A 23,639-nucleotide genomic window follows, 5' to 3' on the forward strand; every position below is an offset into this window, starting at 1 on the left:
TTTTTTCCGCCTACGGATACATTTACTCTGCGAAAACAGCGGGAAAAAAGGTGTCTGTCACCTCTTTTCCCGCGCGCACGTCAGTACCGGTAGTGGTCGGACTTGAACGGGCCCTCCTGCGGCACGCCGAGGTAATCGGCCTGGCGCGGCGTGAGCTTCGTGAGCTCCACGCCGAGCTTCTCCAGGTGGAGCGCCGCGACCTTCTCGTCGAGGTGCTTCGGCAGCACGTAGACGCCGAGCGGGTACTTCTCCGTGTTCTTGAAGAGCTCGATCTGCGCGAGAGTCTGATTCGTGAAGCTGCTCGACATCACGAAGCTCGGATGCCCCGTGGCGCAGCCGAGGTTCACGAGTCGGCCCTCGGCGAGCAGGATGATGCTCTTACCGTCGGGGAACGTGATGCGGTCCACCTGCGGCTTGATGTTCTCCCACTTGTACTTGCGCAGCTTGTCGACCTGAATCTCGTTGTCGAAGTGCCCGATGTTGCAGACGATTGCGTTGTGCTTCATCTGCTTCATGTGCTCCTCGGTGATCACGTCGACGCAGCCGGTGGCGGTGACGAAGACGTCGCCGTACTTGCAGGCTTCGTCCATCGTTCGAACCGTATATCCCTCCATCGCCGCCTGCAGCGCGCAGATCGGGTCCACCTCGGTGACGATGACGCGGGCGGACTGCGCGCGGAGCGACTGCGCCGACCCCTTGCCGACGTCGCCGTATCCGGCCACGACCGCGATCTTGCCGGACAGCATCACGTCGGTAGCGCGCATGATGCCGTCGACGAGCGAATGCCGGCAGCCGTAAAGGTTGTCGAACTTCGACTTCGTGACGGAATCGTTGACGTTGATCGCCGGGAAGAGCAGCTCCCCGCGCTTGTGCATCTGGTAGAGCCGGTGCACGCCCGTCGTCGTTTCCTCGGAAACGCCGCGGATCTCCTTCGCCATCTTCTCGAACCGCCCGGGGTTCGCCTTGATCGCCTTCTTCAACTGTGCGAAAAGCACCTTCTCCTCGGTGCTCTCCGGCTCCTTGTCGAGAATCGACGGATCTTTGGCGGCCTTGTAGCCGAGGTGCACGAACAGCGTTGCGTCGCCGCCGTCGTCGAGGATCATGTTGGGAACCTCGCCGTCGCCCCAGTCGAGCGTGCGATCGATGAACGCCCAGTACTCCTCGAGCGACTCGCCCTTGTAGGCGAACACCGACGTGCCGCGCGCGGCAATCGCTGCCGCGGCGTGGTCCTGCGTGGAGAAAACGTTACAGCTCGCCCAGCGCACGCGAGCCCCGAGCGCCTGGAGCGTCTCGATCAGGACCGCGGTCTGAATCGTCATGTGCAGCGAGCCCGTGATGCGCGCGCCCTTCAGAGGCTGCTGCGGGCCGAATTCCTCACGGATCTTCATCAGGCCCGGCATCTCGTGCTCGGCCAGCTCGATCTCCATCCGGCCGTAGGACGCGAGCGAAATGTCCTTGACGAAGTAATCCTTCTCGGCGTTCTCTGCGGCCAATGCCTCTTTGCTCATTGCGAGTGACTCCTCAGGTTCAAATGGATCGGCCGAATGCGGCCTTGAAGCGCTGCTCGAACGCGTCTCGAGTGAAGCTGTGGTTCTGCGTGCCGGGCTTCTCGATCTTGATCGCGCCCATCAGGCTCGCGATGCGACCGGTCGTCTCCCAGTCGAGCCCGTTCATCAGCCCATACAACAACCCCGCCCGATAGGCATCGCCGCATCCGGTCGGGTCCTCTAGGGCGTTCGGCTTCGCCGCGGGAATGTCGTACTGCCGATCCTTCGTGTAGATCGTCGATCCTTCGCCGCCGCGTGTGACGATCAGCGCGTCGGTTCTCGCCGTCATGTCCGTCACGTCCCAGCCGGTGCGGTCCTTCAGCAGCTGCCACTCATAGTCGTTGACCGTGACCCAAGTGGCCTGCTCGACGAAGCGCTTCAGCTCCTCGCCGTTGAACATCGGCATGCCCTGACCCGGATCGAAGACGAACGGGATGCCGGCTTCGGCGAATTGGGCGGCATGCTCGATCATGCCGGTGCGACCGTCGGGAGACACCATGCCGATCGTGACACCCTTCGCGTCGCTCACCTTGTTGCGCTCGGAAAAATTCATCGCGCCGGGGTGGAACGCGGTGATCTGGTTGGCGTCGAGATCGGTGGTGATGAAGGCCTGCGCCGTCAGCACGTCGTCGAGCACGCGGATGTGGTCCTGTCGAATTCCGCACTTGTCCAGCCACTCGCGGTACGCGCCGAAATCGCTCCCCACTGTGGCCATCGGCAGCGGATCCTCGCCGAGCAGCTTCAGGTTGTACGCGATGTTCGCCGCGCACCCGCCGAACTCGCGGCGCAGCTTCGGCACCAGGAAGGCGACGTTCAAGATGTGGATCTTGTCCGGCAGGATATGATTCTTGAACGAATCCTCGAAGACCATGATGTTGTCGTAGGCCGCCGAGCCGCAGATCAATGCCGTCATGCTTTCGTCTCGTCGTTTGAGTCAAGTCGCTCGAGCAATCCGCTGCCGGCAGTCGCCGGCCGCGCGCTCGAGTCGAGCCCGAGCGCACCGGACACCATCGTCGCCGGCGCTAGCGCCCGCGCCTGGACGCGCGCGCCGCTCAGGCGAATTCCTTCAAGGCCTCGACCTTGTCGGTCTTCTCCCAGCTGAAATCCGGCCGACCGAAGTGGCCGTATGCGGCGGTCTTCCGGTAGATCGGCCTCAGCAGATCGAGCATCTTGATGATGCCATAGGGCCGAAGATCGAAGTTCTCCCGCACGGCCGCGACGATCTTCTCTTCCGGCACTTTGTTCGTGCCGAACGTCTCGACCGTGACCGACGTCGGCCGCGCGACGCCGATGGCGTACGACACCTGCACCTCGCAGCGCTCGGCGAGGCCGGCCGCGACGATGTTCTTCGCGACGTAGCGGCACGCGTACGCGGCCGAGCGGTCGACCTTCGACGGATCCTTGCCGGAGAACGCGCCGCCGCCGTGCCGCGCCATGCCGCCGTAGGTATCGACGATGATCTTCCGCCCCGTAAGCCCGCAGTCCCCCATCGGCCCGCCGATCACGAACCGGCCGGTCGGGTTGATGTGGTACACCGTGTCCTTCGTGATCCATTTCGTCGGCAGGACGGGCTTGATGATCTCCTCCATGACCGCTTCGTGCAGGTCCTTCTGGGAGATGTCCGGGCTATGCTGCGTGGAGAGCACCACCGCCTCGATGCCGACAGGCTTGTTGTCCTCGTAGCGGAACGTGAGCTGGCTCTTCGCGTCGGGTCGCGCCCAGTTGGCGCCTCCGGACTTGCGCAGCTCCGCATGCCGCTCGAGCAGCTTGTGTGCGTAGATGATCGGCGCCGGCATGAACGTATCGGTCTCGTTCGTGGCATAACCGAACATCAGGCCCTGGTCCCCGGCGCCCTGCTCCTCCGGATCGGACCGGTCGACGCCCTGTGCGATGTCCCGCGACTGCTTGCCGAGCGCGTTCAGCACGGCGCACGTGTTGCCGTCGAACCCCTTGTCGGAGTGATCGTAGCCGATATCGAGCACGACCTTGCGGATGATCTCCTCGGCTTCGATGACGGCATTCGTCGTGATCTCGCCGGCCACCATGACCAGCCCCGTCTTCGTCAGCGTCTCGCAAGCAACCCGGCTCTTCGCGTCCTGAGAGATGATGGCGTCGAGGATCGCGTCCGAAATCTGATCGGCCATCTTATCCGGGTGTCCCTCCGAGACGGATTCGGACGTGAACAGGTATGACTTGCTCATCTTTTGCACCTACTGTGTTTTCTAATGTTTCCGCACGACTGTCGTCAGGTTCGATCCGTCCGGCTCATGCGACCTCGAAGCCGGTGCCCCGGCCGTTCAGCTCGAAACGCCCGGCGATGACGTCGTTCGCCCATTTCGCCGTCTTCAACACGCCCCCGAAGCAGAAGAAATGCGCCTTCTCGAGACGACATGGAGACGTCGTCGCCCGGTGGCGGGCGAAGTGAGTGATCAGCTCGTCGGGCGCATGCGTGCGCAGCAGATTGGCCGTAGCCCCGGTGCGCGTGACCATCATCCGGGCGGACGAGCCGATTCCGCACCGCATCGCGAAGCGTACGAGCTGACGGAGCGACGCCGGCCCCGCCATCCCGACGTGAATCGGCAGCTCGATCCCGGCTTCTGACGTGGCCGCTTCCCAGTCGGTGACTGCCTCGGGATCGAAGCCGAACTGCGTGACGACACGGGCGTCGAAGCGGGCTCGCTTTGCGAGCTCGGCCTTCTGCAGGAGAATTTCGGTGGTCGCCGGACCGATGGCCTTGCTGCCTTCCGGGTGTCCCGCGACCCCCACCGCGCGGAACTCGTACTCGTCGAAGAGCCCGGTTTCGAGCACCTCCAGGCTGCTGCCGAACGCAGCGTTCGGGATCGCCTCGTCCCCCGCGATCACGAGCGCCTCGCGGACACCCCCGCGCGCCATCTCCTCGAGCGCCCGGGCGAGCTGATCGCGGCTTTCGAGCTTGCGCGAGACGACGTGCGGCACGGCAGTCAGGCCGTGCTGCTGGAGCTTGACGCAGATGCGGGCAATGTCGCCGATCGCATACCCGGGCAGATGCGCCATGTAGACCGCAGTGCCGGGCTGAAGCGTCTTCGCGAGCTCCGCGAGGTTTTCCTCGTCGTGCGGCGTCGCTTCGATCGAGTAATTCGTGACGAACGCCACGATCTGCTGCTTCAAGTCGTCGCTCGACAACATACCCGCTTCCACTCCCATCACCGCTCCGCGGCGCTTATTGCTTTCTCGAAACGACGAAGCTCTCGTCGTTGAACCACAGTCCCTTGTGCTTCTTCAAAACTTCCGCCGTATGCTTCAAGTAGTCGCCGGAGGACACGACCGGCTCGAGGCGCTCGTCTTCGATCTGGTTCACGTAGATGGACGCATTCCAGGCCGCGAATAGCGTAGACGTTCCGATGCTTTGCTGCACCTCGCTCGGCAGGGTGTGCATTTCGTAGCGGAATACCGCCTTCGCGTCCGAGCCGGCGACGAAATTATAGTTGCGAGCGTCTCGGCCGAGCTCTTCCCTCAGCACCTTGATCAGCTCGTGGCGGTCGACCTGGAACGGATCCTCCTCGGGCCAGACCTTTCGCACGAGCTCGAGGGCCGGATCATCGCCGCAAGACTGCACGGCAAGCAGCCGGCCGCTCGGCCCGAGGCTGCGCACGAGCGGCGCGAGAACCTTCTTGACCTTGAACTCGGCGCTCATCCGCGCCCGCCACGGCTGCGACGCAAGGGCGAGATCGTAGTCGCCGGCCACCTGCCCCGGCTTTGGAATAACGCCGTCGAGCAGGAAGGAGTGATCCTTGCGATAGATGACGAGCACCGACGGCCGCACGTACATTGGATTGCCGGTCCGCTCGCTCGATTTGACCTGCCAACCCTCGACGAGCACCGGATCGAGGCTCCGGAGCTGCTCGCCGTACTCGTAGGCCGAATCCCCTTCGAGTGCGACCTCACGCCAGTTCAAGGCCGCGGCGTTCTTCACGTCGCGCGGCCGCAGCCAAGGCGCCTCCGCGTAGTAGAGATTCGTGATGACAATGACCGTGGCCGGATGCTCGATGAAGCGGTCAGGGAGCTTCTCGAGCGACAGCCGCACGTCCTCGAGGCTGATTTCCTTGCCGACGATGAAGAACGGCATGATCGGGAACCGCCGATGCATGGCGCGCATCAAGTGCGTGAGCACCGTGCCGTCGCCCATTCCGGCGTCGAACACCCGCACGGCGGGCGGCCGGGGCTTCAGGTGCGCAAGCTCCCGGGCCGCGCGCTCGGCCACCTTCCACTTCTCGTTGCAGGTGTTGACGAACGCGAGGTACTTCTGCCGATTGTCGTAGAACCGAAACGGCCTGTCCGTGGCGACCAGCTCCTGGGGCGCCTCAGCGCGCCGGCCCGCCGTGCGCGTCGAGGTCTTCTTACGCGTGGAGGTCTTCGCGCTCATCATCGTGTCCTTCTCCGCGACCGTCACCGAGCCGACATCGCCGTTGGCAGCGTGCGGCCGGTTACCGTTGATGAAGCTTCTGATCTTGTTCGCGGTCTCCAGCGTCACGTCCTTGCCGCTGCGCAGCCGCGTGCACAGCTTGCCGTCGTTCACCGCCAGCTTGCCGAACGTGGACTCGGCCATGCCCGAACGGCGGCAGAAGGATTCGATCTCGAGAAGCAAAGAGTCCGCGCCTTGCATTCGTGCCGCTCCCGACGGAGAAGACGTTCTTCGGGGGTTGGGCCGAGACCATACGCCCGCGCAGGAGGAAAAGCAAGTTTTACTGCCCAACGTTACGGCGGCTCTCGAAAGTGGGCTATATCCCAATAGCGGCGGCGGCCTCCCGGCATTGTCACGAGCCGTTAACGACCGCAAGGCTCAGCGGCCGAGGGAAGAGGCCTCACGACCGCGGGCTCGGCGGCCCGAGGGGAGCGGCCTCACCAAGGCGGAGGCCGCGGATCACGCTGCGGAGGGGGACGTCGACCGCCTCCATCCCGGACGATCGAAACGCCCCGAGAATGAGCGATCGAAGCGGCTGGAGAATGGCTGTGAGACGCGGGAGGCGCCGCGACCGTCGAAGCGATCGCGGGGCCCCCCGTCCTACCAAATGATCAGAACGTGAAACCGAGGGTCATGCCCACCTCGCGGGACCGCCCGATCACCGCGAAGTCGTAGCCCCAAACCTCTCGTGCATCGAAGCCGCCGTTGACGTACCACTCGTCCGTCAAGTTCCGCCCCCAGAACGAGAGGTTCCACCGCTGGTCCTCCGGCTCGATCAAGACCCGCGCGTTCAGGATGCCGTAGGCCGGCTCGAACAAGATCTCACCGTCTTCCGTCTGCGGAATCCGCTGGTTGGCCGGGTCGCGGACGTACTCGTCCATCCACCCGTAGTTCGCCACGAACAGGACGTGGCCGCCGCTCTGCAGCGGCATGTCGTACTGCAGCCCGATGGATGCGCTGACATCCGGCGCATATGCAAACGGCAACCCCGGCTGCAGCCCCGTGCCATCCTCGGGGATGTCCCCCAGCTCGAGATACTCCGTGTCGATCAGCCCGAGTCCGGCATCCACGAGCCACCGATCGCTCGGCGCCCAGATGAACTCGAACTCGAATCCGCTCGCCTCGGCCTTGCCCTCGCTCGTATTCACGGGGAACGGCGGCTGGACGCCCGTCTCGGGATCCGGCGGCGGAAGCACCGGCACTCTCAGGCCGTCCCAATCAGACGTGAAGTAGGTCGCGTTGAAACGCAGCCCTCCGTCCAGCCAGTCCGAACGCATGCCGATCTCGGTGGTCGCCACGATCTCCGGATCGAGCACGATAGGCTCGGGGAAATTTTCGTCGATGATCACCTCGCCCGACGTGAACCCCTCGCCCCAGCTGCCGTACAACATCAAATCGTCCGTGACCTGATAGGTCACGGCATAGCGATTCGTTCTGATCGTACCGAGATCGGCGTCCTCCTCGACGCTCGCGACGACGCCCGCGAACGGATCGCCTTGAATGGGAATATGAGGACCGGTGCTGCGGAACCCGCTCGTCGGCGTCAGCTCGATCGCTCTCCCGTCGTCCGCGGTATAGCGGATGCCGTAAGTCAGATCGAGCCGATCGGTGACGCTCACGGTCACCTCGCCGAAGAATGCCCGGTCCTCGTCCTCGTTTCGCGTCAGCGCGTCGGAAGAGGCCCCGACCAGATTCAGCGGAGGCAGCTGCGGCGGCGCCGCAAAGCGAAACAGCGGCGCGTAATTCGCGGCCGCGGCCCACTCCTCGATGTAGCCGACCGTCTCGGGGTTCGGAACGGGGCCCGTGGGGCCCTCGTTTGGAATGCCGAACTCCCACATCATCCATCGATAAAAGCGCTGCGTCTCCTCCTGATCCAGATAGTAGAGGCCCGCCAGCCAGTTGACTCGATCGTTGACGTTCGAGCCGGTCAGGTGAAATTCCTGCGTGAAATTCTTATCGTGGTTCCGGTAGTCGTCAGTCGTGATCGTGAACTCCGAGCCGTCGAAATCGGTGACGGATCGTCGGTCCATCTCCCACCCGGACGTGATCGACTCGAGATGCAGGTTGTCGGTGATGTCCCAGTCGACCGTCACCGTCGCGTAGCGGACATCGGCGATGCTGCCGTCCTGCATCGTGTCGGATCGAGTTTCCCATTTGCCGAGCTGACCTCCAGGCAGGTTGGTCTGGTGCGTTTCGGGAGTGAAGCCCGGCGACGACAGCCCGAAGCCCATGTCCCGCACCTCGAAGTCGGGACCCGCCATCGCGATGTAGTCCGGATTGTTCGCAAGCACGTTGTACGCGACGTAGCGGGGATGGGTCGTGTCGGTGAACCGCACGATGCGCGCAAGCGTGCTGCGTTTCTCCTCGTCGTTGAGCGTGAGCCGCAACGAGAGCGTGTCCGTCGGCTGCCAAAGCACATCGCCGCGAAACAGCGTGTCGTCGCGTCCGCCGAGGGCCCGCGACGTCGTCGTGCTCTGCAAGAAGCCATCGTTGTTGAGGCTCGCGGCCATCCATTTCGTCCTCAACGTATCCGAGATTGGAACGTCGACGGCTAACGTCAAGTCGCGGCGATCGAACTCGCCGATCGAGAGGTCCATCCGCGCGCCGAACTCGTCGGCCGGGAGCCGTGTCGTGATATTGATTGCCCCGCCGTTGGTGTTACGGCCGAACAGCGTGCCCTGCGGGCCCCGCAGCACCTCGATGCGCTCGAGCTCGACGAAGTCGGTCTGTTGGAAGCCGAATGGGCCCTGCCAGACGCCGTCGATGTAGACGCCGACGCCCGGGAGCCCGCGCACGTAGAACTGCGTGGCGCCGCTGCCGCCGCCGCCGCCCGGGTTGGCGACGAGATTCGGCGTCATGATGCCGATGTCGGAACCTTGCTCGATGCCGCCGAGCTCGAGATCCTCGGCCGTGAACGCCTGAATCGAGATCGGCGTTTCCTGAAGGTTCGTCTCGCGGCGCTGAGCCGTGACGACGATCTCCTCGAGCTGCGAGAAGGCGATGGACGGCGCGAGCAAGCTCGCCACTGCGGCCGCCACGCCGGCACTGCGTACTAACGTAGCCATGGATTCGACCCCCTGATGGTGGACTCCCCTCGCGGGCCCTGCGGCGAACTTTCACCGCCGCGCCGCTCTGCAACCGGCACCGTCCTCGGCATCCGCGTCATGCGGCGTTGCATCCATGCAACACCTCCGGCTCTCAGCCGGAAGAGCGTACCACAATCTGTTGCGCAGGAGGGACTCTACTGACGGGCCGGCTCGAAGTCAGCGCGCCCCGCGGTGGTTGCCGTTTCCGTTCTTGTTATTACCGGCGGTGGTTGCCGTTTCCGTTCCTGCTATTCATGGTCTCCGCCAGCAGCGCCTGGCTCTGCTCGTCGAGGATCTGCGTGAGGCTTCGCGAAAACGCGGTAAGGCCCGCGTTGATGAACAACAGCGGGATCGCGATGCCGAGGCCGAGGACGGTCGCGATCATCGCTTGGCCGATACCGTGAGCCATGATCTTCGGGTCGCTCGAGCCGGACGCCGTGATTGCCCGGAACGTGATGATCATGCCGATGACCGTGCCGATCAGGCCGAGCAGAGGCCCGGCCGCCACGGCGAGACGCAGGAACGACTGGAAGCGCTCGAGCTTCGGAACCTCGTGAAGCACGGCCTCGGAGAGGCGCAGCTCGGCGAGCTCGAGGTTCTCCGGCGAGCGGTCGCGATCGCCGTCGCCGCGGAAAGCCAGCAGCACGCGTCCGAGCGGATTGTCGGGCCGCGGAACGGACAGATCCCGCAGCTGAGCACGGACCGCAAAGCGTGTGCGGAGAAGGTAGGCCGCCTGGAACAGCGCGAGCAACGCGCCGATCACGCCGACGGCGATGATCACATAGCCGACGACCTCGCCCTCCTCGATTCGCTGAACGACGTTGGGCCGCTCTAGGTAGAGACCGAGCAGCGCTCCGCGCGCCGGATCCACGACCGCAGCGGTATAGCCGGCATCGGCCTGTGTCTGCTCGAGCTGCCGAGCGATCGCACGGAAGTTTGCGCCGAGCTGCCCATCCAGCTCGGCCAGCGTCGTCTCGCTCGGCAGGTAGCCCAGGAATCCGCCGTCGGAAATTGCGGTGAACGGGCCGACACGAACCACGTCGCGCGGGGACCGGTTGCCCTGGAGGTCGAGCACGTCCGTCTGATAGCGCACGACCTTCCCGCTAGCCGTCATCTCTCGGAGCAGCTCGTACCACACGCGTTCGAGCTCATTGATGGACGGCAGTGCGGTCGCGCCCGCGATCCGGCGCATGAACTCCGCTCGCTCCTCCTGCCCCGGCGGCGGCTCGAATTGCGTGCTGAGCAACGACTCCTCGAGGGTTCCCGCGGCGTCCCCGGCCACCTGCCGGGTCACGCCGAAAAGCTCGCCGAGGTTGCCCTCGTGCTGGCGAAGCAGCGCCGTCGTCTCTTCGATCAGGTCCTCGTTCGCCTCCCATCGCATGTCGAGCTCGGCGCTTCGCGCTTCCGCCCGGTCGCGGCGCGCCACGGCTTCTCGCGCGAGCCGCTCCTGCTCCTCGAGCTCGGCCTGCGCCTCGGCTTCCCGCTCGCGCGCCATTTCGGCCTCTTCCGCGCGAAGCGCATTGACCTGCTCCAGCAGCTCCGCGAATGCTTGCTCTCTCGCCTGGGCCGCGGCGGCGGCTCTCGCCTGCTCTGCGGCGGCCTCCGCTTGCGCCTGAGCCTCTTCGTCGGCCGCCTGCTGCTCCTGAGCCGATGCGCCGGGCAGCGTTGCGGCGGAGAGCGCAGCGAGGCCGGCCATCAGGACGGACTTGCGGACGATACCAATTAGGTAGGCCGGCCGCGACGCGCCCGGCCACGAGTGTGGAAAAGAACGAATGATACGAATCACGAACGCGGCTCCCGTGGCGCGGGCAACGGCAATATCACGAGATCCGGAGCGATCTCCTCCTTGGCCATCCGCAGCGCCTCGTCGATGGCCCGCGCATAATCCGAATCCGCCACCCAGGCGCCTCGCTCCGCGTCCCAGTAACCCGTTTCGGTGCCGTCCACCGTCCGGTACATCAGCGAAACGCGGCCGAGGTGCACGAACTCAGCGTCACGTCCGTCGTCGAGGGCGCCTTCATAGGCCGCCATCGTCCGCCCGTACTCGATCTCGATCTGGTACGCCTCCATGAGGCGCCGGAATTTCTCCGCCCACATCGCGGGCTGAGCCATCAGCGTCTCGAGCCGATCGAGGCGCTCCATGCGTTCCTCGACGAGGAAAGGAAGATCCGACCGCACGAACTCGGCAAGCTCAGAGTACATTCGCTGGAGCAACGGATCGACGGCCTCGGCGACGGCGTCGAGCGATGCGGTCTGCGCAGTGAGCGACTCGATGTCGACCTGCTGAGTTTCGATCAAGCGCTCCAGGTGCTCGTTGTAGCGGCGCATGCTGTCGATGTCCGCCAGCATTGCCGCGTACTCGGTCGCCGGCGTGCTTTCGCTTTCCTGAGCAAGCACCGCCGCACCCGGCGCGACGGACAACGCGCAGAGGGCTGCCGCCGCGGTGATGCCGTAAAAACCTCTCCGACTCATCGATTCAAATCCCGTTGCGCTCCTCGCCATTTCATCGGGCACGAAGCCCGGCTCCCCCTCGCGCTCTCATGCCCCCGCAGCGATGCGCGCATCGATCACTTTGATGTAGTCGCTTGCCATATCACGGCGCTCGTCGGACCGCGAGGCCCGCTGGAACCACTCGCGGGCATCCTGAAGCTGATCCTGGTTGAACAGCGCGACCCCCATCAGCAGCTGTGCGTTCGCCTCATCCGACAGGTCGCCCTTGTCCATCGCGTTCCGCAGCGCGTTGCTCGCGGCCTCCCAGTCCTCGAGCTGAATGTTCACCTCCGCCAGCCGGACATAGAGGTCGCCGTCATCGGACAGCTCCGCCGCGCGCTCGAGCGGCGGAAGGGCTTCGTCGAAGTCCCGCGCCGCAATCCAGCAATTCGCGAGCTTCTCGTAGAGGTCCGCATCCTCCGAAACCTTTCCTTCCTCGATGGCCTTCTCGAGAACGCGCGCACCGCGATAAGGAATCTCGTTGAACACCAGCATGTCCGCGAGACGACGGTATTCGCTGTCCTCCGTGAACAGGCCCGCGTTGTACGCGACCTGCATGGCGGCGAGGGCCTCCTCGGGCCGTTCGAGCTGCAAGTAGAACGAGGACAGCCGCATCCAGTGCTGCTTTTTCTTCGGCTCCATCGAGACGAGACGCTCGACCAACGGCAGAGCTTCTTCGTATTGCTCGCGCTCCACGTACAGATAGACGAGCAGCTCGATCCAGCCCACCTGCGGCATCTCGGCGAGCTCGACGGCCTTCTGCGCCGGCTCGAGCGCTCGCTCCAGATCGCCCTGCTGGTAGTACGCCGCCGCGAGCAGGTAGTACGCGCCGGCGTTCGGCATCTGCGCGGTCCGGAACCACTCTTCCAGCGCCGCCGCCGCTTCCGCGTACATCTCCTCGGTCATGTACAGCTGCGCAATCTGGAACTGCAGCCGCTCGGTCTCCTGCTGGTTCAGCCCGCCGGCCGCGATCGCCTGAGCCAAATGGTCGCGCGCCGACGCGTAGTTGTCTTGAGCGAGGTCGATGCCGGCGAAAATCTGCTCCACGCGGCTGCGCTCGTACGGGCTCAGCCTGTCCAATCGGAGATCCGCGAGCGCCTCTCGGGCGCTCACGTAGTCATCCATATTCAGAAACTCGATGGCCTCGTTCAGAATGCGGCCGGTCGTGGCGCCGATCGACGGTGGTGGGGCCTCCTCGTCGTCGTCGGCGCGCTGCGCGGCGACGGGCAACGAGACGAGGACCAGCGCGCTCAGCGCCGCCAATCGGATCAAGAGGTTGCGTTGAACCACCTGCATGGGTCTAGCCGTCCTCGAGCTCGAAACGGATGATGGTTTGTACGCCGACGCGCTCGACGGCTACGCCGTCCTCCACCTTTGGGTTATAGCGCCAGCGCGCGATAGACCTCAACGCGGCCTCCTCGAACACGCCCTCCGGCTCGGCGTCGACGACGATCGCGTCCTTGACCGCACCGGTCTCGGTGATCGTGAACTGCACCTGCACCCAGCCTTCGATCCCGCGGCTCAGCGCTCGCGGCGGGTACTCCGGCGGGATGCGCACGAGCGGCACGACCTCGGTGTCGGAGCCGGCGCTCAGCCCAATCCCCGTGAGGGTCCCGGCCGTGTCGACGACCGGCGTCAACGGCACGATGTTGTTGCTGACGCCGCCGCGGCTGATGGCAATGCGCGGCATTTCGGGCGTCGGAGGCGGCGGCTCGCGCTCGACGCGCTCTTCCCGTTTGGTAGCGACCTCGGTATCGCGCCGCATTCGCGTGAACTCGATGCGCCGCGCCTCGATCGTCTCACCGACGTCGGGCCTCTGCTCGACGAGATTCCAAAGCAACCAGAAGACGGCGACGGTAAACGAGCCGCCGAGCAGCACCGTCAACGGAAGCCTGAGTAGCATCATGTGACTGCCCTCCGAAAGCGCTCAACCGCCGCTATCGGGATCCGCGGCGATCGATACCTCGGTGATGCCGCCGGAACGCACCTCGTCCATGACTCGTGCCACGACCCCGGCGTCCGAGTCCTCGTCCGCAATGATCACCACGGTGTCGTCCGGACGCTCGATGTGCAGCCGCTCGATCATCGGTCGCACCTCGCGCAAGTCGATCTGCTTGCGGTCCATCCAGATGTCGCCGTTCTCCTGAATCGCAATCAGCAGATTGCCGGACTCCCGGTGCTCCGCGGTGCTTGCGTTCGGCTTCGCGACGACGACGCCTGCTTCCTTGATGAACGACGTGGTGATGATGAAAAAGATCAGCAGATTGATCGTGAAGTCGAGCATCGGCGCGAGGTCGATGCCGGTCTCCTCGGTTTCAGGTGTGTGCCGGCGCGAGCGCATGAGTGCCTCTACTCCTGAGTCGCGAACGTGATGTTGTAAATGCCGCCGAGGTGAACCTGGTCCACGACCTCGACGAGCCGCCCCGTGGGAGCGCCTTCTTGCGCGATGATCAGCACGCCGGTGTCCGGATTCACAGCGCTCAGCCGCTCGACGTTTGCCCGCACCGCGCGAACGTCGACCTCGCGGTTATCGACCCACACTTCACCGTTGTTGGTGATCTGGATCTGGATGCTCTCGGTGTCGGGTTGCGACGGCTGCTCGAAGGCCGTCGGCCGATTCACGACCAACCCCGATTCCTTCACGAACACGGCGGTGATGATGAAGAAGATCAGCAAATTGATCACGAAATCGAGCATCGGCGCGAGGTCGATGCCGTGCGACCCATGTGCCTCGGTTTCCGAATGACGACGAATACGCATGGTCAGAAGCTGAACTCGTCCGCGAGCAACTCCGTCTCACGCACGGCCCGCGTTCGGAAATAGTGAACAGGGTAAAGACCGGTAATGCTGACGGCGAGACCCGTCATCGTGCAGATCATCGCCGCCGACACACCGCTCGCCATGCTCCGCGCATCGGCGGTGCCCCGGATCGACATGGAGTCGAAGACCTCGAGCATGCCGCTGACCGTGCCGATCAGGCCGAGCAGCGGAGACATCGGCACCAGCACCTGCATGACGGGAAAGCCCGCCGTCATCGACACGTTCAGCCGCGAGATCATCGCTTGGCGGATCTGGCGGGCACACCAGGAGGTCTTGTCGGTCCGAGCCTCCCATTGCGCGCGCGCCGCCGCCGCTTGACGAGGGAACACTCTCGAGAAGTACCAGTACCGCTCGAGGATCAGCGCCCACATCAGCACGCCCGCGGAGAATATCCAGATCACGAACGGCCCGCCGTCGTCCGACAGCGCCACGACTCCGCGGATCAGGGGCACTTGGTCAAGCATTGGCGCGCCGCCTCTCGATGCTTTCGGCCAACATGCCGGCACTCTGCTCGTCGAGGATCTGTACAACCGTTCTAGACAACGAGTTCAGCAAGGCGTTCGCGAACAGCAGCGGAATCGCGACACCGAGCCCGAGCACCGTGGCGATCATGGCCTGGCCGATACCCGTGGCCATCAGCTTCGGATCGCTCGTGCCGGCCTCGGTGATGCTCTGGAACGTGATGATCATGCCCCAGACCGTGCCGATCAGGCCGAGCAGCGGACCGGCCGCGACCGCGAGGCGCAGGAACGCCTGGAAGCGCTCGAGCTTCGGGACCTCCCGCAGCACGGCCTCCGAAATTCGGAGCTCCGCGACGTCCGCGTCCTCCTCGATGCGGCTCGGATCGCCCTTGAACGCCAAGAGCACACGGCCGAGCGGATTGTTCTGCCTCGGGTCGTCGAGATTCTTGAGCTGGCTGGCGACCTTGATCCGGACCGAGATCAGATGGAACAGCTGGAACAGGAAGGCCAGCGCCCCCGCGATCCCGACCGCGATGATCACGTAGCCGACGGCCTCGCCGAGCTCGATACGCTCGATCAAGGTCGGCCGGTCGACATAAAGACCGAGAAGAACGCCGCGCGTGTAGTCGACAACGGCGGGCGCGTAGCCTTCCATCGTCCCGAGGAAGTCGGCCGCGGCCTCCATGAACTCGTTCGGGAGCTGCCGGGGAAGCACGCTCAGCGTCTCGAGCTCGGGGAGGTACGAGAGAAACCGCCCGTCGGACATCGCCGTGAAGGGACCGATCCGCACGACCTCGGCCTCGACGGGCTCGCCGCTCGGCTGGACGACGGTCGTCGTGTAGCGAGCCACCTCGCCCTGGGCCGTCATCTCCCGGTGAATCTCGTACCAGAGCCGCTCGAGCTGCTCCGGCTTCGGCATCAGCCGGCTGTTCGAGAAGCTGCGCAGAAACTCCGCGCGCCCCTGCTGGCCTTCCGGCGCCGGAAACTGCGTGGTGATCAGCGACTGCTCCAGCACGCCGGCCGTCTCTTCGGCGACCTGCCGCGCGAGACCGAACAGCTCGGCGAGCCCGAGCTCGCGCGACTTCGCGTTCAGCTGACTGTTCAGATCGGTGATCCGAAGCTCGTTCGCAGAGAATTGGTCGGAGAGCATCATCGATGCGGCCGCGACCTCATCACGCTGGGTCTCGGCTTCCTCGAGCATGGCTTGCTGCTCGTCCTCGGAAGCGGCGTTGAATTCCGCGACCCGCGATTCGAACAGCCGCCGCTCGGCCTCGCTGGCGGCCGCGACATGGTCGAGCAGCTCGTCCAGCGAGCTTGCCGGCGCGGCCGCCGCCGTGGTAGTCGTAGACTGCTGCGCAGCCGCCGGGGCCGAAAGCCCGGCCGCGAGCGCAAAGCCGGTTGCAATCGCGGCGCCGAATACCTTGGACGCGCCCCTCATGACTGCGCCTCCTGCGGGGCCGGGACCGGCACGATCAGGAGCTCGGGCGCAATGTCGCCGTTCGCGACGCGCAGCGCCTGCTCCACCCTCTCCGCATAGCTGTCGTCCACGACCCACTCCCTTTGCCGTGCATCCCAATAGCCGGTCTCCGATCCATCGAGCGTGCGATACATCAATGAGACACGCCCGACCTTGACGAACTCGACCGTACGCGCGTCGGGCCCGTCGCCCAACCGCCCTTCATAGGCCTCGAGGGTATTGCCATACTCGAGCTCGATCTGATAGGCCTCGAGAATCAAGCGATACTTCTCCGAGATCGGGACATCGGCGCGCGCCAGGAGGTTCTTCAGGTTCTGCACGCGAGCCTGGCGTTCCCTGAGCAGAAACGGCACGTCGAGCGCCACGAACTGCTCGAGCGCGGCGACCATCTGCTCCATCAGCGGCTGGATCTCCCGGTTCGTGGTCTCGATCTCGAGGAGCTGCCGCTCGATGGAAGCGATCTCCTCTTCTTGAGACTGGACCTGAGCGGCCAGCTGCTCGTTGTATTTCTCGAGGCTCTCCGCCTCCGCCGTCGCCTGCGCATAACGTGAGGCCGCATCAAGCGTGCGCTCGCGGATCGAGTCGATGCGCTCTTGAGACTCGGCCGCTGCGCGGTCAACTTCCGCCTGAGCAGTGAGCACGCGATCGACCTGGGCCCAGACGGGCCCGACAAGCGCGACCGCCGCCGCCACCGTCAATGCGATCGCCGCCCGTCGCGACGGCGGCTGACCGAGACGTCGTGCATGTCGCCCCGCGAAGTGCGAACTGAACGCAATCATCGAAACTCCCCTCGACATCAAACTCAGTAATCGGCCGACCGGATTCGACCCTGTCCGGCGGACAGCCAGCTTGCGCGCGGCGCAGATTGGAAATCCATTCGAATTCGGCGGTGTGGGCGTAGGAATTTCATAAGCGCGATTGAGTGCTTTTGCACCGTGAAAGTCAACACTCTCGAAGACCCCCTGCGAGTTACCTTCTGATTCTAGGTATAATCCAGCGGGACTGCAACGGGTCCCGCAGACCGACCGGTGCCTCCCGAGGCCCGATTCTATGCCTTCTTTATGGGCCTGCCACCATGCCGGCATGGATTTCCTATCTACCTTACCTCACCTTTGCGTCTTGCGCTAACCTTCTGGAAAGCACGTGCCCCCGAATCGGATGAACGAGCTGGAAGGTCCTCACCCGCTCCACCGGGCAAGTGCCCGGATCGGGGGCCTGTCGAAGCGCTTCGAGCCGCTCCACCGGGTGCCCAGGTCGCTGCGGACCGGCCTTGCCGCGGCGGCCGTCTGCACCGCGGCGGTCGGGGTCGCCCTCGCCATCGGGCTGACGGTACAGCATTTTCTCGCCGTGCCGAACGTCCTGCTGGTTTTCCTGCCGGTCGTGCTGTTCGCCGCCGTCCGCTACGGCTTCGTCGCGTCCTCGCTCACGTCCTTGCTGAGCGTCGCGGCGACGAGCTACTTCAGCGACCCGGCGTATTCCTTCGAGCTCTCCGACCGGGGGAACCTCTGGGCGCTGCTGATGTTCATGCTCGTGGCCGCCTACACGAGCAATCTGGCCGCCAAGATTCAGCAGCGGGCCGCCGCCGAGCGCCGCCACAGCAGGCTGATCGAGCAGCTCTACCAGCTCAGCTCGCGCCTCGCCGCGCTGTCGGGGGTCGACGAGCTGGCCGTCGAGGCCGCGAAGCAGGTCCACTCGATGCTTCGCGCGGATGCGGTCGTGTTGACGCACGAGAACGGCGCGCTCAGGCCGCGCTCGCCGTCGGCTCTCATCCCGCCCGGCGAGCTGCTCGCCGCCACCTGGTGCTACGAGCAGGGGCGGCCGGCCGGATCGGGCACGCCGGTGTTCAGCGGCGCCTCGCACCGGTACCTGCCGCTCGACACCGGCCGCGGCACGGTCGGGGTGCTCGGATTGCGGCGCAGCAAGAGCGATCCCCCGCTCACGGCGGACGAGACGCGCCTGCTCGAGGCGCTGTGCCACCAGGTGGCCATGAGCCTCGACCGCGCGAAGCTCGCGGACGAGATGCATTCGGCGATGATGCTCGCGGAGACCGAGAAGCTGCGCACGGCGCTCCTCACGTCCATTTCCCACGACCTGAAGACGCCGCTCGCGTCGATCCTCGGCAACGTCAGCAGCCTCCGGCAGTACTGGCCCCTGTACGACGAGGCCACGCGGGCGGAGATGCTGGCCAATGCGGAGGACGAGACGCTGCGGCTCGGCCAGTTCGTCGAGAACCTGCTTCAAATGACGCGGATCGACGCCGGCGCCCTGCGGCCGAACATCGAGGACGTCGACGTCTCGGACCTGATCGGCTCCGCGCTCCAGCGAACGGAGAAGCAGACCGCGGGCCACGTCGTGCGCACGGAGCTGCCCGAGGAGCTGCCGATGGTTCCGCTCGACTTCGTGCTCGCCGAGCACGTCCTCGTGAACCTGCTCGACAACGCGGCGAAGTACTCGCCGCAGGGCTCGCCGATCGAGGTCGCCGTCGCCGACGACGGCGACGAGCTGCGCCTCACCGTCACCGACTGCGGCCCGGGCATCCCGGAGGAGGATCTCGAGCGCATCTTCGAGCGCTTCTTCCGCGCGCGCGTCGCGGACCATCGCCGGGCGGGCGCCGGGCTGGGGCTTGCGATCTGCAAGGGGTTCGTCGAGGCCATGGGCGGGAAGATCAGCGCCCGAAATCGGACGGACCGCAGCGGCGCCGTCTTCACCGTGGCCGTGGCGAAAACCCGGGGCGAGAGGCGTCGATGACCGCCGCGGGCGACATTCGCGTCCTGATCATCGAGGACGACCCGGCGATCCAGCGGTTCCTGCGCAACACGCTGCGCGTGCAGCACTACGACGTGCGCGAGGCGGAAAGCGGCGGAGAAGGGCTGTCGTTGGCCCGGCAGCTGAATCCGGAAATCGTGATTCTCGACCTCGGGCTGCCGGACATGGACGGCATGGACGTGATCAGGCGCATCCGCGAGTTCTCGAGAATGCCGATCGTCGTGCTCTCGAGCCGCAACGACGAAGCGGGGAAAGTCGAGGCGCTCGACCTCGGCGCCGACGACTACGTGTCGAAGCCGTTCGGCGTGCAGGAGCTGATGGCACGGCTGCGCACGGCGGTACGCCATCGCTTCGCGGCCGAAGGCAGCGCGCCGATCTTCACGAGCGGCGGGCTGGTCGTCGACCTGACCCGGCGGCTCGTGACGGTCGAAGGCCGCGAGGTGAAGCTCTCGAGAAAGGAGTACGACATCCTTCGCGAGCTCGTGATCCACGCCGGCAAGGTGCTGACGCACCGTCACCTGCTGCGCGTCGCGTGGGGCAGCGAGACGGGCGCGGACGTGCAGTATCTGCGCGTCTACATTCGCCAGATCCGGCAGAAGCTCGAGCGCTCCACCGAGCAGCCGCGGTACGTGCTGACCGAGCCGGGCGTCGGCTATCGCCTCCAGGTTCTGGACTGAGCCGGTCCCCCGAGTCCGCGCCCCGCGGCCGCCACCTCCCCTTTCAGTCCGGCTCGGGCAGCGTTTCCGGCACGCCGCTCGGGCGCAGCCAGTAGTAGAGCGCCACGATCACGGCGATCAGCCCGGCCGCCACGGCGGCGCCGACCCAGCTCTCGGTGGGGTCGTTGATCATGCGCGCGATCCGGGCGACGACGAGCCCGCCGCAGGCGAGCACGCCGAGCGCCGGCACGGCGATCGGTACCTCGAACCTGCTCCGAGGCTCGTTCGCCCGAAGCTTCAACACGATCAGCGCAGCGTTCACGAGGCAGAAGACGAAGAGCAGCAGCAGGCTCGTGGCCGATGCGAGCTGGGAGATGTTGCCGATCGCGGCGAGCGCCACGACGAGCACGAGCAGCGTCAGAATCGCCAGGTGCGGCGTACGCGCGCGGGCATGCACGCGCGCGAGCGGGGCCGGCAGGAGGCGCTGCTTCGCCATGCCGTAGAGCAGGCGCGAGCCCATGATGTAGTTGATCAGCACGGTATTCGCTACCGCGAAGAGCGTGACGAACGCGAAGACCCACTCGGGCAGCCATGGCGCCGCACGGGCCGTGATCTGCTGAAGCGGCGCGCCGCGGCTCGCGTCCGCGAGGTCCGCGTAATGGACGACCGAGACGGCGGTGACCGCGACCGCGAGATACAAGATCGCCGTGACGGCGACGGCGATCACGATGCCGCGAGGCATCGTACGCTCCGGCTCCTTCACCTCCTCGGCGACGTTCAGCATGTCCTCGAAGCCGACGAACGAAAAGAAAGTGAGGACCGCCCCGGACGCGACGAGCGAGAGGTCCAGCGCGCCGGCGCCTCCGCCGGCTGGAGACGGCGGCGTCGCGAGATAGTCGACGCTTCCCCAGAAACGGATGCCGACGGCGATCACGAAGACGAGGCCCGAGACCTCGACGGCCGTGCAGACCCAGTTCGCGAGGATCGATTCGCGGATCCCGATGAAGTTGACGAAAGCGACGGCACCGATGAACGCGAGCAGCGCCATCCACGGCTCGGTCGCCGACAGGAGCGGCACGCCGTCCAGGAACGTCGCGAGCGTCGTCGCGAAGACGTTGCTGCTGGTCGCCATGGACGTCAGGCCGGATGCGGCGACCGCGAGGCCGACCACATACGCGAGAAACGCCCCGCGGTAGGCGCGGTGGACGATGTACGCGGCACCGCCCGCGTGGGGATACCGCGACGCGAGCGACGCATAGGAAAGACCGGTGAGCATGGCCGCGATCATCGAGCCGATGAACGCGATCCACACCGCGTTGCCCATCCTCCCGGCCGCGACGCCGATCGTGCCGTAGATGCCCGAGCCGACCATGTCGCCGACGCCGTAGACGATCAGGCTCAGAAGCCCCACCCTGCGCGCGAGCTGCGGCGCGGCCGCGCCGACGGTCTTTCCGGAATCGTTCATCACACCCCAAGTGCGGCGCCACGGTAATCGTGACTCGTCCCCGGTGGAGCTCGGCGGTCTCCCGCGCGCCGAGCGCATTAGCGCGCCATTCTAACCACATGAGCGCGGCCGACGGCCTCGCGTTGCCCGCGCTCCGAAATTGACCTAACCTCCCGACGGCCGCAGAAGGCGGCGCGCTATGGGCTCGAACCGTCCGCGAATGAACGGGTCTTCACCGCACCCGCCCTATCGAGCCGACCATGTCGGCAGTCTGCTCCGGCCGGCCGCGGTCAAACGGGCGCGCGCGGATCTTGCCGCCGGCAGGATCGACCGCGAGCGCCTGCGGGAAATCGAGAACGAGTGCATCGCGGCCGTAGTCCGCAAGCAGCGCGACCTCGGCCTCCGCGCCTGCACCGACGGCGAGCTCCGCAGGTCGTGGTGGCACTTCGACTTCCTCGCGGGCCTCGACGGCGTCGAGCTGACGCACGGCAGGAAGCAGATCCGTTTTCACGGCATCGAGACGAAGAGCGAGAACATCGCCGTCACCGGCCGCGTCCGCTTCTCGTCGCACCCGATGCTCGCCGACTTCGCGTACCTGCACGAGGTCGCGGGCACCGCGGCGAAGCTCACGCTGCCCGGTCCGCCGGTCCTGCACTTCCGCGGCGGCAGAGAATCGATCGACTCCGAGGTCTATCCCGACCTCGATGCGTTCTTCGAGGATACGACCGCGGCCTACCGCAAGGTGCTCGCCGCCTTTTACGACGCCGGCTGCCGCTACCTGCAGTTCGACGACACCGTCTGGGGGTACCTCTGCTCGGAGAAGGAGCGGGCCGAGTCCAGGGCCCGCGGCGACGATCCGGGGCGCCTGCCGGCGATCTACGCCGACATGATCAACCGCGTGCTCGCCGACAAGCCGCCGGACATGTTCGTCACCACGCACGTCTGCCGCGGCAACTTTCGCTCGAGCTGGATCTCCGAAGGCGGCTACGAGCCGGTCGCCGAGACGCTGCTCGCCGGCATCGACTACGACGGGTACTTTCTCGAGTACGACACCGAGCGGGCGGGCGGTTTCGAGCCGCTGCGCTTCCTGCCGAAGGGGCGCAAGCGCGTCGTGCTCGGCCTCGTCACGACGAAGTCCGGGCGCCTCGAGTCCGCCGCCGCAATCGCGCGGCGCATCGACGAGGCAGCCCGCTTCGCGCCGCTCGAGCAGCTCTGCGTCAGCCCGCAATGCGGGTTCGCCTCCACGGAGGAAGGCAACTTGCTGACGGAGGACGAGCAGTGGCGCAAGCTCGAGCTCGTGGTCGACGTGGCTCGGCGCGTCTGGGCCGACGCCTGAGGGTCCGATCTCCATCGGCAGTCGCGGGCGGCGCTTTGGTTGCCGGTCCCGGAGGCCACGGCTAACATGCCTCGCACGGGCCCGAGAAGGCCGCGACCCGGCTTGGCGCGGCCCTTTGAAGATGAACGATCGCCTCGACACACGATGCGCCGCTCGCGCACCCGGGCGCGAGGTCTTTCCCCCGCTCCGAGCCGCTGTCCCGCCCTCCGACCGCGAGCCGCGGCGCACGTGCCGGCGCGAGGACAGGCTCGGGCTCCAGGGCCTCGTCGCGGCGCTCGCCGCGCTGCTCGCGGCCGTCCTGCCGCCCGCCGCCGCCGCACAGATGGATTTCTCGGGCGAGTGGGCGGTGGTCCGCTCTCAGGACAACACCGACAACCCGCACCTTGGCGAGTACGTCGGGCTGCCTCTGAGCCGCGAAGCGATCCGCAGGGCCGAGATCTGGGACGCGTCGATCCAATCGCTGCCCGAATGGCAGTGTCGGCCCCATTCGGGCGCCTACATCAAGAGAGGGCCGTCGAACCTCAGAATCTGGAAAGAGGTGGACCCGGCGTCGCGCGAGATCGTCGCGTTTCATGCGGAATGGCTGCGGTCCGTGAGCACACCGATCTACATGGACGGACGCCCGCACCCGCCGGAACATGCCGGGCACACGTGGGGCGGATTCTCGACGGGAGAGTTTCAGGGCGACCGGCTGAAGGTCCGCACGACGCATCTGAAGGAGGACTACTACCGCCGCAACGGCGTGCCGCAAAGCGATCTCGCGACGCTCACCGAGTACTTGATTCGACGCCGCTTCGACGGCGAGGACTACTTGACGTGGGTGGTCGTCGCTTACGACCCGGTGTATCTGACGGAGCCGCTGATTCGCAGCACGGAGTACCGCCTCGATCTCAACCAGCGCATCCCGCCGTATCCATGCACCGTCGTCACCGAGGTCGTCCGACCGGAGGGGTACGTGCCGCACTACCTGCCGGGCACGAACGATCAGATCTACAGCTTCAGCGACGCGTACGACCTGCCGCGCAGCCTCTACTTCGACGGCGCGGCGACGATGTATCCCGAGTATCGGCTGAGGCTCCAGCAGGCGCGCGAAGCCGAGGCGCCGAATTGAGACG

The 23,639-nt window shown here is 65.8% G+C and carries 20 protein-coding genes; 4 read left to right on the top strand and 16 right to left on the bottom strand.

Annotated elements, in window-relative coordinates:
• Nucleotides 1–80: 80 nt before the first annotated feature.
• The 15 genes from ahcY to VF329_09975 form a co-directional block, all read right to left on the bottom strand.
• Nucleotides 81–1,508 (bottom strand): adenosylhomocysteinase, encoded by a 1,428-nt coding sequence (gene ahcY, locus VF329_09905; protein ID HEX7081316.1) that lies wholly within the window; start codon nucleotides 1,506–1,508, stop codon nucleotides 81–83.
• Between the two features lie 19 nt (nucleotides 1,509–1,527).
• Entirely contained in the window at nucleotides 1,528–2,460 is a 933-nt protein-coding gene (locus VF329_09910) for a carbohydrate kinase family protein (GenBank protein ID HEX7081317.1), read from the bottom strand.
• A gap of 139 nt (nucleotides 2,461–2,599) precedes the next feature.
• Nucleotides 2,600–3,748, bottom strand: coding sequence for a methionine adenosyltransferase (gene metK, locus VF329_09915; GenBank protein HEX7081318.1), 1,149 nt, complete (start codon nucleotides 3,746–3,748; stop codon nucleotides 2,600–2,602).
• A 64-nt stretch (nucleotides 3,749–3,812) separates the two neighbouring features.
• On the bottom strand, nucleotides 3,813–4,712 hold the full coding sequence (locus VF329_09920; GenBank protein HEX7081319.1) for a methylenetetrahydrofolate reductase: 900 nt from the start codon (nucleotides 4,710–4,712) through the stop codon (nucleotides 3,813–3,815).
• 34 nt (nucleotides 4,713–4,746) lie between these two features.
• Nucleotides 4,747–6,189: a hypothetical protein gene (locus VF329_09925; GenBank protein ID HEX7081320.1), complete on the bottom strand. Its 1,443-nt coding sequence runs from the start codon at nucleotides 6,187–6,189 to the stop codon at nucleotides 4,747–4,749.
• 410 nt (nucleotides 6,190–6,599) lie between these two features.
• Nucleotides 6,600–9,053 carry a TonB-dependent receptor gene (locus tag VF329_09930; GenBank protein ID HEX7081321.1) on the bottom strand — a complete coding sequence of 818 codons (2,454 nt, stop codon included), beginning with the start codon at nucleotides 9,051–9,053 and terminating at the stop codon, nucleotides 6,600–6,602.
• Nucleotides 9,054–9,291: 238 nt separating this feature from the next.
• Nucleotides 9,292–10,770: a MotA/TolQ/ExbB proton channel family protein gene (locus tag VF329_09935; protein ID HEX7081322.1), complete on the bottom strand. Its 1,479-nt coding sequence runs from the start codon at nucleotides 10,768–10,770 to the stop codon at nucleotides 9,292–9,294.
• An 86-nt stretch (nucleotides 10,771–10,856) separates the two neighbouring features.
• Nucleotides 10,857–11,546 carry a DUF3450 domain-containing protein gene (locus VF329_09940; protein HEX7081323.1) on the bottom strand — a complete coding sequence of 230 codons (690 nt, stop codon included), beginning with the start codon at nucleotides 11,544–11,546 and terminating at the stop codon, nucleotides 10,857–10,859.
• Nucleotides 11,547–11,612: 66 nt separating this feature from the next.
• Nucleotides 11,613–12,860: a tetratricopeptide repeat protein gene (locus tag VF329_09945; GenBank protein ID HEX7081324.1), complete on the bottom strand. Its 1,248-nt coding sequence runs from the start codon at nucleotides 12,858–12,860 to the stop codon at nucleotides 11,613–11,615.
• Between the two features lie 4 nt (nucleotides 12,861–12,864).
• Nucleotides 12,865–13,470 carry an energy transducer TonB gene (locus VF329_09950; protein ID HEX7081325.1) on the bottom strand — a complete coding sequence of 202 codons (606 nt, stop codon included), beginning with the start codon at nucleotides 13,468–13,470 and terminating at the stop codon, nucleotides 12,865–12,867.
• 21 nt (nucleotides 13,471–13,491) lie between these two features.
• Nucleotides 13,492–13,905 carry a biopolymer transporter ExbD gene (locus VF329_09955; GenBank protein ID HEX7081326.1) on the bottom strand — a complete coding sequence of 138 codons (414 nt, stop codon included), beginning with the start codon at nucleotides 13,903–13,905 and terminating at the stop codon, nucleotides 13,492–13,494.
• Between the two features lie 8 nt (nucleotides 13,906–13,913).
• Nucleotides 13,914–14,324: a biopolymer transporter ExbD gene (locus tag VF329_09960; GenBank protein ID HEX7081327.1), complete on the bottom strand. Its 411-nt coding sequence runs from the start codon at nucleotides 14,322–14,324 to the stop codon at nucleotides 13,914–13,916.
• 2 nt (nucleotides 14,325–14,326) lie between these two features.
• Nucleotides 14,327–14,848 carry a MotA/TolQ/ExbB proton channel family protein gene (locus VF329_09965; GenBank protein HEX7081328.1) on the bottom strand — a complete coding sequence of 174 codons (522 nt, stop codon included), beginning with the start codon at nucleotides 14,846–14,848 and terminating at the stop codon, nucleotides 14,327–14,329.
• Nucleotides 14,841–16,283 (bottom strand): MotA/TolQ/ExbB proton channel family protein, encoded by a 1,443-nt coding sequence (locus tag VF329_09970; GenBank protein ID HEX7081329.1) that lies wholly within the window; start codon nucleotides 16,281–16,283, stop codon nucleotides 14,841–14,843. Before VF329_09970 ends, VF329_09965 begins: the two co-directional genes overlap by 8 nt.
• On the bottom strand, nucleotides 16,280–17,101 hold the full coding sequence (locus VF329_09975) for a DUF3450 domain-containing protein (protein HEX7081330.1): 822 nt from the start codon (nucleotides 17,099–17,101) through the stop codon (nucleotides 16,280–16,282). Before VF329_09975 ends, VF329_09970 begins: the two co-directional genes overlap by 4 nt.
• Nucleotides 17,102–17,480: 379 nt before the next feature.
• On the opposite strand from VF329_09975, the gene VF329_09980 reads away from it, so the two are divergent.
• Both VF329_09980 and VF329_09985 read left to right on the top strand, forming a co-directional pair.
• A complete protein-coding gene (locus VF329_09980; protein HEX7081331.1) occupies nucleotides 17,481–19,070 on the top strand; it encodes an ATP-binding protein in 1,590 nt (529 codons plus the stop codon).
• On the top strand, nucleotides 19,067–19,765 hold the full coding sequence (locus VF329_09985; GenBank protein HEX7081332.1) for a response regulator transcription factor: 699 nt from the start codon (nucleotides 19,067–19,069) through the stop codon (nucleotides 19,763–19,765). Before VF329_09980 ends, VF329_09985 begins: the two co-directional genes overlap by 4 nt.
• 43 nt (nucleotides 19,766–19,808) lie before the next feature.
• Here the strand turns inward: VF329_09985 and VF329_09990 are convergent, their stop codons facing one another.
• The gene (locus VF329_09990) at nucleotides 19,809–21,209 is read right to left on the bottom strand and encodes an APC family permease (GenBank protein HEX7081333.1); all 1,401 of its coding nucleotides are present in this window, start codon (nucleotides 21,207–21,209) and stop codon (nucleotides 19,809–19,811) included.
• Nucleotides 21,210–21,408: 199 nt separating this feature from the next.
• Here VF329_09990 and VF329_09995 point away from each other — a divergent pair, with 199 nt between their 5' ends.
• Together VF329_09995 and VF329_10000 are read left to right on the top strand one after the other, a co-directional pair.
• Complete coding sequence (locus tag VF329_09995; GenBank protein ID HEX7081334.1) at nucleotides 21,409–22,524, top strand: 5-methyltetrahydropteroyltriglutamate--homocysteine S-methyltransferase; 1,116 nt, start codon at nucleotides 21,409–21,411, stop codon at nucleotides 22,522–22,524.
• Nucleotides 22,525–22,645: 121 nt separating this feature from the next.
• Complete coding sequence (locus VF329_10000) at nucleotides 22,646–23,635, top strand: hypothetical protein (protein HEX7081335.1); 990 nt, start codon at nucleotides 22,646–22,648, stop codon at nucleotides 23,633–23,635.
• Nucleotides 23,636–23,639: the final 4 nt, after the last annotated feature.

The organism is Gammaproteobacteria bacterium (genome assembly GCA_036381015.1).
Classification (GTDB): domain Bacteria; phylum Pseudomonadota; class Gammaproteobacteria; order Steroidobacterales; family Rariloculaceae; genus ZC4RG20.